The organism is Paenibacillus sp. cl123, assembly GCF_900101595.1.
Classification (GTDB): domain Bacteria; phylum Bacillota; class Bacilli; order Paenibacillales; family NBRC-103111; genus Paenibacillus_G.
On record NZ_FMYY01000022.1, the window covers coordinates 1 to 13,376 of the forward strand.

Genomic DNA, 13,376 nt, shown 5'->3' on the forward strand with positions numbered 1-13,376 from the left:
TGAGAGAAATATGCTTGCTAACAGCAAACAAGGACTTCTTCGAGTTGTTCAGAAGTCGAACAAGTGGTTCGTTCAGGTGTCCGTTGAAAAACCGACCGGGCAAGCGACAGGAACGGTAGAAATGGGTATCGATCTTGGCTTGAAAGTTCCCGCAGTTGTCGTGACATCAAACGGAAAGACGAAGTTCTTCGGCAATGGACGCAAAAATAAATTCATTCGCCGTAAGTACAATTCCAGACGGCGTAAACTTGGAAAACTAAAGAAGCTCTCTGCCATCCGAAAACAACGTGACAAGGAGAGCAGGTATATCAAAGACCAAAACCACAAAATCAGTCGCCAGATCGTTACTATGGCGCAGCGAGAGAACGTATCGGTCATAAAACTGGAAAAGCTCTCTGATATTCGCAAAACGACAAGAACAAGTCGTAAAAACGCCAAGAATCTGCAAAGCTGGTCGTTCTATCAATTGCAACAGTTCATTGCCTACAAATCGGCATTAGTTGGGATCAAAGTCATGGAAGTTAATCCAGCGTACACGTCTCAAACATGCCCATCCTGCGGTGATCGTAATAAGGCAAAAGATCGAATGTACCAGTGTTTTTGCGGATATGCAGCGCATCGAGATCGTGTCGGTGCAATCAACATCATGCGTCAACCTGTGGCAGATGGCGTTCGCCCCAGGCTTTCAGCGAAAGCTGTGGGGAATAGTCTGTCAGCCTGAATAGCTATATGCTCTGATTCAGGACGGGCTATTGAACTAGCCCTTAACTTAGCAGCGGAAGCAGCGGAAACGTATGCGACCAGTAAACTAGCTAAGAATCCCGCGCCTTCAGGCGTGAGGAGGTTCAAATTACCGGCATTGTTTCTTACAATAGAGGGTACACATAAAGGCAGGGTGAGAGAAACGATGGAATCCATACAAGGTATAAGCTCCGAACAGGAAGTCATCATTCAGAAAGCACGCAAACGCGTCATCGAATCCATCGGCAAAAACATGGAGCTCTATGGCATCACGCAGTCCATCGGCCATTTGTACGGGCTTTTGTTTTTCCAGAACCACCCTATGACCTTGGATAAGATGGGCGAAGCGATGGAGATGAGCAAAACCAGCATGAGCACAGGGGTGCGGACGCTGGTTGATTTGAAGATGGTGAACAAGGTATGGGAGAAGGGATCGCGGAAGGATCTGTACGAGGTCGAGCTGGACTGGTTCCAAACCTTCGCCGACTATTTTTCGCTGAAATGGCGCAAGGCGCTGGAAATCAATCTGAGCGCTCTGCGCAAGTCAAAGACCGAGCTGTGCAAGCTGTGCGAGCAAAGTCCGGACGATACCGCTCTGCAGGCCGTGCTTAAACCGGATCTTGATAAAATAGATGAAGCGATTCGCTATTACATGTGGCTTGACCGGCTGATCGATGCGTTAGAATCGGGCGAAATATACAACCTTGTGCCTAAGGATGCCTCGCCGCCGCCGGGGCAGTAGGGACCTATAACGGCAAACAGCCTTGTCTGGTGACGGACAAGGCTGTTTCGCAATCTCAGAAAGTCATACAGCGAGCGGAAACTCCGATCGGCCGCAAGCCGCGCGTTGGTCGCCGGACTTCTAGGCTTCCGTCTCCTGGGCCGGGCGGAACTGGGACAAGAACGACTTCGGGATATCCGTGTCGAAGCGCATCAGCTCGCCGGTGACCGGATGCGTGAAGGCCAGCACCCGGGCATGCAGTCCGATCCGGTTGATCGGCTTGACGCGCGAGCCGTATTTTTTGTCGCCGACGATCGGGTGGCCGATGTCCTCCATATGAACGCGAATCTGATTTTTGCGTCCGGTCTCCAGATTCACTTCCAGCAGGGAGTACTGGGAGCTGGACTGCAGCACTTTGTAATGGGTGACCGCATGCTGGCCGTCGCCCGGATACGAGCTGGAGTACATCTTCAGCGTTTTGCTTTCCTTCAGCCAAGAGCTGATCGTGCCTTCGGGCTTCTTGACCTTGCCTTCGACGAGGGCGACATACGTGCGTTCCTGAACCATGTCCTGCCAGGCGTTCTGCAATGTTTGCTGCACCTGCTCGCTTTTGGCGAACATCATCACCCCGGACGTATCCCGGTCCAGCCGATGGACGACGAATATTCTCGCTGCGGGCTGGCTCTTGCGCACATGGGCCGTCAGCTGCCGATACGCGGTCAGCTCGTCCTCCTGAGCCTGGGCGGAGGCGATGGACAGCAGTCCGGCATCTTTGCGGACGACGATCAGATGCTCGTCCTCGTAGAGGATGGACAGTCCGATAAGCGGCTGTTCCTCGACGATCTTCTCTTTGCTTACGGTAACCGTCTGTCCGGGCTGAAGCGGAAAATTGTAAGCGGTGGTCGCCTTGCCGTCCACGGCTACTTGCCCCCGCGCGAGCATGGCCTTCAGCGAGTTGCGGCCGGTCTTGGACATGCGGCTGATGAGGAACGCAAGGAGCTCGCCAGGCTCACGGACGGCGAAGACGCTGGCTTTGGCCGGAGCTTCCTTGGGCTGGGCGTTTGCCGGGATGGCCGCCCGCCCGGAGCGTCGAGCGGCAGCGTCCCGCGGCCCGTCGGCGCGCTTCGAAAGCTGCGGCTTTCCGCCGCCGTGCTGAGAATTCCGCCGTTCGTCTGGACCGCCGCTGCGGCGGGAAGAGCCGGATTGGCCGGAGCGCGCGGCGGAGCCGTTGTTTCCCTTGTTATTGTTCTTGCCTATAGACATAACATATAGCCTCCTGAAACTGCTGCTTGATTAGGTTGAGTATAGCATGAGCCGGATAAGAAGCGAAACAGGAGCCCGCTTGTCGTTGATGGAAGGCGGAGCCGCCGATTGTCGCTTCATGTATAGGTTTGCCGATAAATGGGGACTACTAACGGCATAAGGCGGCATACGATAGATATACGAAACATATTTTAATCTTACGTTGATCTTCCCGTAATCTTGTTTTAATGTTCGCACGGTACAATACAAGTAACAGAGACAGGTTGGACGAGGGAGAGACGGAGCAGAAGCAGAAAAGCGGCAGACTACCGGAAGAGAGAAGAGGTGAAATCAGGATGATTTTATACCAGATGGCAAAGCGGCTTGACGAGCGGAACCGGCTGCAGCGCACCATTCATGCCAGCACAGGGGATGTGAACGCGCTCACGACCCAGAAGGAGCAGGTGGAAGAGCAGCTCTTGACCCAGGCCAGCGCCTGGAGCGAGGACCGGCAGGATGAATTTTTGCTGGAGGCCGTAGCCCCGGATATGACCGGGATGCAGCAGGCGGATTCGTATTATTAGCCCCAAAACATGGACCATTAGGCTCCATGTTTTTTTGTTGCCCGGGCTTCGGACCGTTTTGTGTTCCAATCCGATTGCGTGTAGAATAGGGGTACGCCAAAATGCCACAATAAAGAGGTTTTGATATCAAATGAACACGATCGTGTTATCCACGTTGAACGCCAAATATATTCATACGTCGCTGGCGCTCCGCTACCTGAAGTCATTCAGCGAAAAAGATTTTCCGGATATTCAGATTGCCGAATATACGATCAAAGACCCGGCGATGAATATCGTCTCCGATCTGTACGGCCGCAGCCCGGATGTGATCGGCTTCTCCTGTTATATCTGGAATATAGAGGAGACGATCGTCGTCATCGGGATGCTGAAGAAAATTATGCCTGAGGTTGTCATCGTGCTGGGCGGGCCGGAGGTGTCCTATGACACTGAGTATTGGATGAACCGGCTGCCGGATGTCGATTATATCGTGATGGGCGAAGGCGAGGAAACCCTCCATCATCTGCTGACCGAGCTGGGCGGCGACCGGGCGCTGTACAGTGTATTCGGTCTTGCCTACCGCAAGGAAGACCGGGTCATTCTGAACCCGCCCCGTCCGAAGCTGGCGCTCGACGATATCCCCACGCCGCACCGGTTCCCGGAGGATGTGCCGAGCCTCGCGAATCGCGTCGTATACTTCGAGACGAGCCGGGGGTGTCCGTTCAGCTGCCAGTTTTGTCTGTCGTCTATCGAGGTAGGAGTGAGGTACTTCGACATCGAGCGGACAAAAAGCGATTTGCTGTACTTGATCGCATCAGGGGCGAAGCTGATCAAGTTCGTCGACCGGACTTTCAATATCAAGCGCGAGTATGCGCTGGAGATGTTCGATTTCCTGATCCGCAATCATCAGGGCTGCGTTTTCCAATTCGAGATAACGGCCGATATCATGCGCCCTGAAGTGCTTGATTTTCTGGCTGAGCATGCGCCTGCGGGCATCTTCCGTTTCGAGATCGGCGTGCAGTCCACCAATGATCTGACCAACAGTCTGGTGAAGCGGCGTCAAAACTTCAGCAAGCTGACCCGCACGGTTACGAAGGTGAAGGAAAGCGGGAAGATCGATCAGCATCTCGATCTGATCGCAGGTCTTCCTGAGGAGGACTACAGCTCGTTTCGCAAGACGTTCAATGATGTGTTCGAGCTCGGGCCCGAGGAGCTTCAGCTCGGCTTCCTGAAGATGCTGAGGGGCACGGGCATGCGTCTGGATGCCGATAAATACGGCTACAAGTACATGGACCATGCTCCCTATGAGATACTGGGCAATGACATTTTGCCATTCTCCGATCTGATTCGGATCAAGCGGGTGGAGGATGTGCTGGAGAAGTATTGGAACGCTCACCGGACCGATCATACCGTCACTTATCTGATTAAGCGGGAGTTTGCATCGGCCTTCGATTTTTTCCAGGAGTTCGGCGATTATTGGGAGGAACGGGGCTGGCAGCGAATCGGCCACCAGCTGGAGGATTTATTTACCCGGCTGCATGCTTTCCTGGAGCATCGGGGAACGAAGGACATGCCGGTCATCCTCGGACTGATGAAGCTGGATTATTTCTTGAATCACAAATACAAGCCCCGCAAGATCTGGTGGGAGTTCTCCCTGAGCCGGGGCGAGCAGAACGATCTGCTGCGCCGGCTGGCCGAGCATCCGGAGGCGGTATCAAGCCGCTTCGCAGCGCTTGGCATCGCGGAGAAGGACATCCATAAGCATGTGATGCTGGAGAGGCTGCCGTTCCTGCTGGATCGCTACCTCGAGACCGGCGAGATCGACAGCTCCTCCGATCAGCTGCTGATCGTTTATTTCCCGCCAGACCTGTCGGTGAAGCCGCAGGCTTATATGATGGCGCTGGCCGGGGCGGGGGCTTAAGCAGGCTTGCGTTTGATTTGATGAGGCGCAGCTCAAAAAAAGGTCGAGCTCAGGGCATGGCAGCCTTGGTTCGACCTTTTTTCGTGATGTTTCGTAATGCAAGGGAAGGGATGTTTCTTTTGTGGCAGTGAGGAATCAGCTGGACGATAGCTCTCTTGGTCAAAGAGCCGCGCTGTCTATGGCAAATAGCTGCGCAGCACGGTCATGCCGCCGGTAAGCGTGTAATCGCCGAGATTGGCTGGAAGCAGGAAGCATTCGCCGCTGCGCACCTGCAGCTCGCCGTCGGCCCAGCGTATCGTACCTTCACCGTCGCAGATGATATGGATCACGAAGCTGTCCGGCACGGTTTGCAGCTGCCACTCGCCTTCGACGCGGCCTTTCTCCGTAATGAAGAAGTCGGAGTGAGCCAGGGTCAGCCATGTGCCGGGATTGTCCAGATCCGTCTTCATGTAGGTGGCGCCTGATCCTTCATAGGCGATTACGTTCAGCGAATCCTCAATGTGCAGCTCGCGGGGCTGGCCGTCCAGTCCGAGCCGGCCGTAGTCGTACAGCCGGTAGGTGCTGTCGGAGTTTTGCTGGATCTCGGCGACGAGCACGCCTGCTCCAAGCGCATGCACGGTGCCTGCCGGAATATAGAAGCTGTCTCCGGCCTGCACGGTGATTTCATTCATGCAGTCCATGATGCGGTTCTCCGCGATGGCGGCTGCCAACTGCTCACGGGTTACTCCTTCGGCGAGTCCGTATATGATTTTGGCTCCGGCCTTGGCGTCCAGGATATACCACATCTCGGTTTTGCCGAGCTCCCCTTGCGGCAATCGGTCGTAGTGGTCATTCGGATGAACCTGGACGGACAAATCATCCTGACAATCCAGCAGCTTGATGAGGAGCGGGAAGCGGCCGGTTTTCTTGGAAAAGCCTTTGCTTCCGAACAGTTCGCTGCCGTATTGCTCGCGGACCTGGTCCAGTCCGAGTCCGGCCAGCTCGCCGTTCTCAACGGTTGTGGTGCCGTTAGGATGATCGCCGATCATCCAGCCTTCGCCGATCGTCCCTTCCGGCAGCTCCAGGCCGAATTGCTCCAGGGCGCGTCCTCCCCAGACGCGTTCTTTGAACTCAGGTTTGCATTTTAATGGATAAGGCTTGATCATGGCTATGGTTTCCCCGCTTTCCGAATGTGGCTGCTTGTCTCCTATGTAAATCCCTCAAAATTATACCAAATGGTTGCCAAGCTAGGCTATAGCGCAAAGGACTGGAAAATAAATACCCCGTATCGCTGTAAAAAGCTACGGGGTGAAGTCTAGCGCTTCTCGACGGCGATGACGTAGGGCGGGTGATTGCGCTGGTTGACGAAGCGGTAAGTCATCGCCTGGTAGCCGTCCTGAGGCAAGCCCGCGGCCCAGCGGTCAACGGCCGCCGCTTCTGTCTCGCCCCCGGGATGACCGGAGTAAACGACGATCGTGATAACGCCGCCGCGGCGAAGCAGCTTGGCTGCTGAATCCAGCGCTTGCAGCGTCGAATCCGGCAAGGTGATCGTGCTGTGATCATGCCCCGGCAAATAGCCGAGGTTGAAGGTGACGGCCGCGATCCGGCCGTGCCAATGCTCGGGAATGGCAGCGGCCATCTCGGCGTGACTGCGGTGCAGCAGCTCCACTTGCCGGTCGGGGACCTCCCGGGCACACCGGGCTGCCGTACTGGCGAGCGCGCTCTCTTGGATGTCGAACGCATACACACAGCCTTCCGCCCCGACCTGCCGGGCTAGAAATACGGTATCCACCCCATTGCCAGCCGTCGCATCAATAGCCGCCTCTCCCGGCTTCAGCCGGGCTTCTATGAGTTGATGGGCAAAGCCCAATATGGATACAAAACCCATGGTATGACGTCCTTTCAATTTGTATAAAATAATGAAATTGCTCTGCTTTTCCTCTCGGTTTCCTCGAAAGGGGCATCGGTCATCATACCCAGTAACCGAAAAATCGTTAAAGTGCGTCCGAGTGGCGGCCAAAAGTACAGGGTTTGTACGAAAAACCGAATAAGTGCGTCCGACTGGTGGTCAAAAGTACAGGGTTTGTACGGAAAATCGTATAAATGCGTCCGACTGGAGGTCAAAAGTACAGGTTTTGTACGAAAAACCGAATAAGTGCGTCCGAGGTGGCTAAAAGTATAAGGTTTGTGCGGAAAATCGTATAAATGGGTCCGACTGGAGGTCAAATAGTAACGGCGCCCGCAGCGCTAATGGCCTATTGGTCCGCTTTAGTTTTTGGCGATGACGGCGAGCCGACCGCTCCGTTATCCGCCTGCAGCGGGGCCGAAGGGCCGAGCGGCGCAGCGGGCTTCGCCGGCTCGGCGGCTCCGGCTGAGGGAGCGGCCGGCTCGGCGACCGCTTGCAGCGGGTCGGCGACCTTGCCGGCCGCGGCCCCGGCCGGCGTTTTGACGCCCGGCGCCTGAGGCGCGCTCGCTACCGGCTCCGTCGGCGCCTGCGGCTTGGCCGTCTTCGCGGGCGGAGCCGCCGCCTGGCCCGAGGCCGCCCCCGAAAGCGCGCCGGGCGCCTCGTTTGCCTTGGCTGCGCCGGGCGAAGGCGCGACGCTGCCGCCGGCAGCGTCAGCGCTCCCGCCAAAGCCTGCGCTCCCGCCAGAGCCGATGCTCCCGCTAGCGCCTGCCTCCCCGCTGCCCGACGAAGGCCTGCTGCCAGCGGCGGCGCTTTGGCCTGCGCTGTCGGCGTCCGCCGGGGTCGCGCCGGGCTGCGCAGCCTGGTCAGGCGTCGTCCGTCCGGCGGACGGCCAGGCGCCCGCAGGCTCCATGGGGGGTGCCGGCTTGGCCGCGCAGCCTGCGGCTAACAGTGCCGCCATTAGCAGGGCGGCGGCGGCCTTTCGCGATATATTTCTTCTTATCATAAGATCAGTTTCCTCCTAACCGTTTCACGGCAGAGCTGCTTTACGCTGAATCTGACACGTGAACCGATTGCAGACTGCTTTTCCGATGCCCGCCTGCATGTTTATTCTTATCTTTATTTTGCTCTTGGTCATCATTAGGTTATCCCTAATCTTCATCCTTGCTATATATACGGTTCGTACCGCTTATGCTGCTTATGACTCAGGCGTCCACAGCTTCCCCTGCCACGTATTGCGCTCCTTCAGCTGCTGATCGAAAGCGTTCAGCACTTCCCATTTCTTCAGGCTCCACATCGGTCCGATCAGCAGGTCGCGCGGCGCATCGCCCGTCAATCGGTGCACGATCATGTCGGGCGGGAGAATTTCCAGCGTATCGACCACTAGCTTGACGTATTCGTCCTTCTCCAGAAATTTCAGCAGGCCGGCTTCGTACTGCTTGACCATGGGCGTTTTGCGCATCAGATGGAGCAGGTGAATTTTGATGCCCTGCACATCCATACGAGCTACGGCTCTGCCCGTGTTCAGCATCATCTCATGCGTTTCCTGCGGAAGCCCGTATATAATATGGGCGCATACCCGGATTCCGCGCGCGCGCAGCTTGGCTACGGCGTCGGTGTAGCACTTCGTATCATGGGCGCGATTGATGAGCTCGGAGGTACTTTCATGAACAGTTTGCAGCCCCATCTCGATCCACAGATAGGTCCGTTCGTTCAGCTCCGCCAAATAATCGATCACATCGTCCGGGAGGCAGTCGGGTCTTGTGGCGATAGAAAGTCCGACAACTCCGGGTTGCTGCAGAATCGCTTCATAATATTCACGCAGCTCCTCGACGGGAGCGTAGGTGTTGGTATAAGCCTGGAAATAACCGATATATTGGGCTTCAGGCCATTTTAGATGCTGCAGGTCGCGGATCTTGTTGAATTGGGTGACCAGGTCGTCCCGGCGGCTCCCTGCAAAATCGCCGGACCCTCTCGCGCTGCAGAACGTGCAGCCGCCCTTGGCGATGCTGCCGTCCCGGTTCGGGCAGGTGAAGCCCGCATCGAGCATCACTTTGAACACCTTGTTCCCGAATTGCCGGCGCATCTCATAATTCCATGTATGAAACCGCTTGTCTCCCCAGAGCTGCGGCTCGACTATATTGCTTGCATGCATGCCTTTTTACTCCTTCAGCTTCTCAAAATAAGCTTTCATTAAAGAAGCTCATCGCTTCTTCCTTCATTATTTTACAGAAAAGAAGGGGGAAAAGCGAACGATTTCCATAGGAATAACCTCCTGCCTTCGCCCGGCATAAGATGTCCCCCTTGCGCCCATGATATAAGGGCAAGGCGGTACACTAACCTAACTTGATGGACGAAGGGAGAACTCTTACACATGAACAAGTTCGGTAAAACAGTGCTTGCGCTGGCGCTCACGGCAACGGTAGGCTTTGGTGGTCAGGCTATGGCGGAAAGTGCGACGGGAACCACAACCACTAGCGGCTCCGGCATGTACGGAACGGGCAGTACCGCAGGTACTGCTGCAGGCACTGGCACAACTACGGGGGCGTCGAACAGTTACACCGGCACGGATGTGACGGGTCAAACCACTTATGGCACGTCCACGACCGGGACATCGGCCAATGGCACATCCATGGGCGGCACTACGACAGGTACTTCCGGTTATACCGGTACAACGACAGGCACAACAACCGGTACGACGACTACTGGCACGACAACCGGCACAACAAACCGTACAGGAATGAACGACAACATGCTGGACCGCATGAACACTTACACCAATACAGGACGCAGCGGTTATGGCTATGGCGGCAATTACAACACCAACTCTTACCGCACCAATGCCGCTACAACGAACGACCGCCGCTTTGACTGGGGCTGGCTTGGTCTGCTCGGTCTGCTGGGTCTGGCAGGTATGCGCGGACGCAACCGGGAAGAGGGAGACTTCCGCAAGTAACCGCCAGGGCGCGTGGCATGCAAATTCGGCATCCCCGGTCCTTGACGCTAAAGTAATCGGGCTTGAGCCGGATCACACCCGGCGCTTGCTCTGACTTGAGGCCGACCTGCCGTCCGACTGTCGGATACAGGATCGGCCTTTTCTTTTGCGCGAGTTTCGGAGTATAATCGACAAAGGAAAAACGCCGGTTTCACGGTATATCGCGAAGCTTGGAACGATTAAGCGGCTGGAGGAAGCAAGCATGCGTTTAAGAGGACGTAAAGGAATCAAGGAAGCTTTGGAGGCACAGCCGGAGCTGGTTGTGCTGGAGCCGGAGGCTTACAAGGGCCGTTGGCGCGAGGTTTTCGGCAACGACCGCCCTATTCATGTGGAGCTGGGCATGGGCAAGGGGAAATTTATCAGCGAGCTGAGCGCGCTGAATCCCGATATCAACTACATAGGCATCGACATGTATGATGAGCTGATACGCCGCGGCAGCGAGAAGGCTCGCGATTCCCGCCAGACGTATGGGGGCGATCTGTCCAATCTTCGCCTCGTTCGTTTTAATATCGAGCAACTGGAGCAAATTTTCGCACAGAATGAGCTGGAGCGCATCTATCTGAATTTTAGCGATCCGTGGCCGAAAAAGAAGCATGCTCGCCGGAGGCTGACGCATGCCGCTTTTATCCGCAAATACCAGCTTGTGCTGAACGAGTGGGGAGAAATTCATTTCAAAACGGATTCCCGCAGCCTGTTTGAATTTTCGCTGAACTCTTTCGCCGATCTGGGCGTCAGACTGCGTCATATCTCGCTCGATCTGCATGCGGAAGGGCCTCGCACCGACCTTGTGATGACCGAATACGAGACCAAGTTCTCCCAGCAGGGCATGCCGATTCACCGGCTGGAAGCGGTGATCGGGGAGAAGGCGCTTCAGGCGCATATCCAGCGTCTTGCAGACGAGCAGGAGAAATCGGATGCCGCAAGCCGGTCCGCTCAGGTAGCTCCTGCGCCTGCGTCGGAGTAGCGGTCTGCCGCTGCTCTCCTCTTGCGGGAGAGCAGGGCTCTATGCCCGCAGCGCGGCCTGCCCCGCCACAGGCGGATTGTCTTGATGATGCTCATGCTCGGCCAGCAAGGAGAGAATGGCGCGCGAGCAAGTTGTCGGATCATAGGAGGCTGCCCTAGCGTGGCCGGCACGTCTGGGGCCTGCGGCCGGCCTATCTTGATAATGCTCGACCAGCTCACCGAAGCAGCGGTCCACCGTATCCGGCGACCGGATCTCTTCCCCTAAGCCCTGCTGCTGAAAATAATGAAGATTTTCCTCTTCCTGACCCGGAATCGCCTCGTAGAACAGCATAGGGATGCCTTTGGCAAGCGCTTCTGTGCAGGTCATCCCGCCCGGCTTCGTCACCAGCAGATCGGACACATCCATCCACTTGTCGATCTCTTTGGTAAAGCCCAGCAGACGAACATTCGGATGCCTGAACCTTTCATCCTCGAGCAGAGCATTTTTGACCTTCTCATTATTGCCCAGACAGATGATAAGTTGAAGCTTCTCTCTCCACGCGACCAGCCCCTGCAGGAACGAGCTGTTTTTCAGCAGTCCCCAGCCTCCTCCCATAACCAGAACGGTAGGCATATCCCGAAGCCCGAAGCGGGAACGCAGCTCTTCGCGGTTGTGTGTCTCCCAGAAGTTCGGATGGACAGGAATGCCCGTCACTTTGACGCTGCCTTCTCCGATGCCTCGCTCCAGCAGCTTGGTCCGCACATCCGGCGTAGACACCAGGTAAGTATTCACCTCCCGGCTAACCCATGTTCCATGCGCATCGTAATCGGTAATGACCGTGCATAGCGGGATGCTGAGGCCCATCCGCTTCAGTCTGGACACGACAGCGCTTGGGAAAGGGTGGGTGCAAACGATCAGGTCCGGACGGAGCTGCCGGATGACGAGAGCTGTCTGGGCATAGCAGATCCGATGCAGCGCCAGCTGGGTGACGCGGCTTAACGATTTTTTGTACTGCGCCCGGTAGACCATGCCGTACAGACGCGGCTGGGACGAGACGGTTTTGCGGTATGCCGTAAAGACGAGCGGCGCCAGGGTGGGGTGGAGAAACTTCCCCAGCTCCAGCACGCGGGTCTGGAGGCGGGGCGACAGCTTGCGCAAGCTGTCGGATAATGCGTGCGCCGCTTGGGTATGCCCGGCGCCGAACCCTTCGGAGAGCAGCAGCACTCTTTTTTTGCGCATAAGCGGGCCTCCTCGATCTCTCTTCATCAAATGATTTAACCGATCCAGGCAATGGCCGCCGCGGCAGTCATCGTCCCGATCAGGCAGCCTGCCAAACAGTCCGACGGATAGTGCAGGCCCAAATAAATGCGCGATACGCCGACCGCGATAGCCAGCGGCAGCAGCAGTCCGAAGGCCCAGCCCGATACGGCCATCAGCGGCACCAGAACGGAGAAGATGGCTGTCGTATGCCCGGAGGGGAAGGAGTGGTCGGTCAGCGGATTTTTGTACGTATACGTATCGGGCAGCACCAGATAAGGACGCAGCCTTGGGTATCTCTTCTTAATAATAGCGACAGGAATATGGCTGACGGCAAGCGCGACGCAGGACCGAATGCCGGCTGTTCTCCATTCGCCGCTCGCCAGCAAAGCGATACTGAGCGCCGTAACGATAGTCGCGGTAGCGCCGCCCAGGTGAGTGATCAGCCCGAAGAACCGGTCCAGCACGCCATGCTGGATACGCTGATTGACGAAACAAAACATGCGGTTCTCATGACGCTGCAGCCAAGCTATGACACGGCTCAAGATTAGCGCCTCCTTGCAGGTGGAATAAGCGGCCTGTGTATCTGTAAGCTTCTGTTTTCTTTATTGTACATGACGATTGTTAATGGAGTATAAAACACTCTATATATATTAGACGCTTGCCCCGGGAATGAACCCTTCAAGCAATCCTTCGCTCAACAGCGCTTCCGGCTTCGATGTTCAGAGGGGATCAGCCGGGCTGTTTCATTGCCGCCGCAGGTGGTTATACATGAGAGTAGACGGCAGGAGTCTGCGGCCGGGGTAACGAAGCGGGCTTGATTTCTCTGCTTCGCCTGAGCTTATCCGGTCTGGCCGGGGGTGTCCGGCGTCTTCTTTTATACGAAAAACTTTTGTTCGGGATTCATATCGTCTCATTTATGATGCAGCAACAGATGGCGCCGGCAGGAGAACCTGACAGTTCGACTGCGGGGAGTTCACAGAATTGCCGTATTTTCTTATGTCCGCTAGGGGGAGAGAGGGTGCGGTACGGCAAGCCGGCGGCAGACGCCGCTTGGGCTGAATCCCGCCGTGCTTGTTCCTCCTCAAGTGGGGCCTGTCATCACGGAGAATAG

The 13,376-nt window shown here is 56.3% G+C and carries 13 protein-coding genes; 6 read left to right on the forward strand and 7 right to left on the reverse strand.

What is annotated here, in order from left to right; all coding sequences use genetic code 11:
- Together BLR08_RS24495 and BLR08_RS24500 are read left to right on the forward strand one after the other, a co-directional pair.
- The coding region (locus tag BLR08_RS24495) for an RNA-guided endonuclease InsQ/TnpB family protein (protein WP_143014447.1) at positions 1-721 on the forward strand (721 nt) is incomplete at its 5' end.
- Between the two features lie 186 nt (positions 722-907).
- The gene (locus BLR08_RS24500) at positions 908-1,483 is read left to right on the forward strand and encodes a GbsR/MarR family transcriptional regulator (RefSeq protein WP_072331119.1); all 576 of its coding nucleotides are present in this window, start codon (positions 908-910) and stop codon (positions 1,481-1,483) included.
- Positions 1,484-1,603: 120 nt separating this feature from the next.
- On the opposite strand, the gene BLR08_RS24505 is transcribed toward BLR08_RS24500, so the two are convergent.
- Positions 1,604-2,725: an RluA family pseudouridine synthase gene (locus BLR08_RS24505; protein ID WP_072331117.1), complete on the reverse strand. Its 1,122-nt coding sequence runs from the start codon at positions 2,723-2,725 to the stop codon at positions 1,604-1,606.
- Positions 2,726-3,060: 335 nt separating this feature from the next.
- On the opposite strand from BLR08_RS24505, the gene BLR08_RS24510 reads away from it, so the two are divergent.
- Positions 3,061-3,288, forward strand: a complete 228-nt coding sequence (locus BLR08_RS24510; RefSeq protein ID WP_072331115.1) for a hypothetical protein — start codon at positions 3,061-3,063, stop codon at positions 3,286-3,288.
- 130 nt (positions 3,289-3,418) lie between these two features.
- A complete protein-coding gene (locus BLR08_RS24515) occupies positions 3,419-5,185 on the forward strand; it encodes a B12-binding domain-containing radical SAM protein (RefSeq protein ID WP_072331113.1) in 1,767 nt (588 codons plus the stop codon).
- A 176-nt stretch (positions 5,186-5,361) separates the two neighbouring features.
- On the opposite strand, the gene BLR08_RS24520 is transcribed toward BLR08_RS24515, so the two are convergent.
- From BLR08_RS24520 to BLR08_RS24540, 4 genes are all read right to left on the reverse strand, one after another.
- Positions 5,362-6,330 carry a type I phosphomannose isomerase catalytic subunit gene (locus tag BLR08_RS24520; protein WP_072331111.1) on the reverse strand — a complete coding sequence of 323 codons (969 nt, stop codon included), beginning with the start codon at positions 6,328-6,330 and terminating at the stop codon, positions 5,362-5,364.
- 149 nt (positions 6,331-6,479) lie between these two features.
- Positions 6,480-7,052: a tRNA 5-(aminomethyl)-2-thiouridylate-methyltransferase MnmM gene (locus BLR08_RS24525; RefSeq protein ID WP_072331109.1), complete on the reverse strand. Its 573-nt coding sequence runs from the start codon at positions 7,050-7,052 to the stop codon at positions 6,480-6,482.
- Positions 7,053-7,419: 367 nt separating this feature from the next.
- On the reverse strand, positions 7,420-8,073 hold the full coding sequence (locus tag BLR08_RS31290; RefSeq protein ID WP_072331107.1) for a hypothetical protein: 654 nt from the start codon (positions 8,071-8,073) through the stop codon (positions 7,420-7,422).
- Positions 8,074-8,265: 192 nt separating this feature from the next.
- Positions 8,266-9,222, reverse strand: coding sequence for a tRNA modification radical SAM protein MnmL/YtqA (locus BLR08_RS24540; protein ID WP_072331105.1), 957 nt, complete (start codon positions 9,220-9,222; stop codon positions 8,266-8,268).
- A gap of 219 nt (positions 9,223-9,441) precedes the next feature.
- Here BLR08_RS24540 and BLR08_RS24545 point away from each other — a divergent pair, with 219 nt between their 5' ends.
- Both BLR08_RS24545 and trmB read left to right on the forward strand, forming a co-directional pair.
- Positions 9,442-10,023, forward strand: a complete 582-nt coding sequence (locus tag BLR08_RS24545; RefSeq protein ID WP_072331103.1) for a WGxxGxxG-CTERM domain-containing protein — start codon at positions 9,442-9,444, stop codon at positions 10,021-10,023.
- 241 nt (positions 10,024-10,264) lie between these two features.
- Entirely contained in the window at positions 10,265-11,026 is a 762-nt protein-coding gene (gene trmB, locus BLR08_RS24550; RefSeq protein WP_072331324.1) for a tRNA (guanosine(46)-N7)-methyltransferase TrmB, read from the forward strand.
- A 39-nt stretch (positions 11,027-11,065) separates the two neighbouring features.
- Here trmB and BLR08_RS24555 read toward each other — a convergent pair whose 3' ends face one another.
- Both BLR08_RS24555 and BLR08_RS24560 read right to left on the reverse strand, forming a co-directional pair.
- Positions 11,066-12,244, reverse strand: coding sequence for an MGDG synthase family glycosyltransferase (locus BLR08_RS24555; protein ID WP_072331101.1), 1,179 nt, complete (start codon positions 12,242-12,244; stop codon positions 11,066-11,068).
- A 35-nt stretch (positions 12,245-12,279) separates the two neighbouring features.
- Positions 12,280-12,807, reverse strand: a complete 528-nt coding sequence (locus tag BLR08_RS24560; protein ID WP_072331099.1) for a phosphatase PAP2 family protein — start codon at positions 12,805-12,807, stop codon at positions 12,280-12,282.
- Positions 12,808-13,376 lie beyond the last annotated feature (569 nt).

Bases quoted from the DNA above. Each gene is read 5' to 3' on its own strand.
- trmB (WP_072331324.1), top strand. From the start codon at position 10,265: ATGCGTTTAAGAGGACGTAAAGGAATCAAGGAAGCTTTGGAGGCACAG.
- BLR08_RS24520 (WP_072331111.1), bottom strand. From the start codon at position 6,330: ATGATCAAGCCTTATCCATTAAAATGCAAACCTGAGTTCAAAGAACGC.
- BLR08_RS24555 (WP_072331101.1), bottom strand. From the start codon at position 12,244: ATGCGCAAAAAAAGAGTGCTGCTGCTCTCCGAAGGGTTCGGCGCCGGG.
- BLR08_RS24500 (WP_072331119.1), top strand. From the start codon at position 908: ATGGAATCCATACAAGGTATAAGCTCCGAACAGGAAGTCATCATTCAG.
- BLR08_RS24525 (WP_072331109.1), bottom strand. From the start codon at position 7,052: ATGGGTTTTGTATCCATATTGGGCTTTGCCCATCAACTCATAGAAGCC.
- BLR08_RS24515 (WP_072331113.1), top strand. From the start codon at position 3,419: ATGAACACGATCGTGTTATCCACGTTGAACGCCAAATATATTCATACG.
- BLR08_RS24505 (WP_072331117.1), bottom strand. From the start codon at position 2,725: ATGTCTATAGGCAAGAACAATAACAAGGGAAACAACGGCTCCGCCGCG.
- BLR08_RS31290 (WP_072331107.1), bottom strand. From the start codon at position 8,073: ATGATAAGAAGAAATATATCGCGAAAGGCCGCCGCCGCCCTGCTAATG.
- BLR08_RS24540 (WP_072331105.1), bottom strand. From the start codon at position 9,222: ATGCATGCAAGCAATATAGTCGAGCCGCAGCTCTGGGGAGACAAGCGG.
- BLR08_RS24545 (WP_072331103.1), top strand. From the start codon at position 9,442: ATGAACAAGTTCGGTAAAACAGTGCTTGCGCTGGCGCTCACGGCAACG.
- BLR08_RS24510 (WP_072331115.1), top strand. From the start codon at position 3,061: ATGATTTTATACCAGATGGCAAAGCGGCTTGACGAGCGGAACCGGCTG.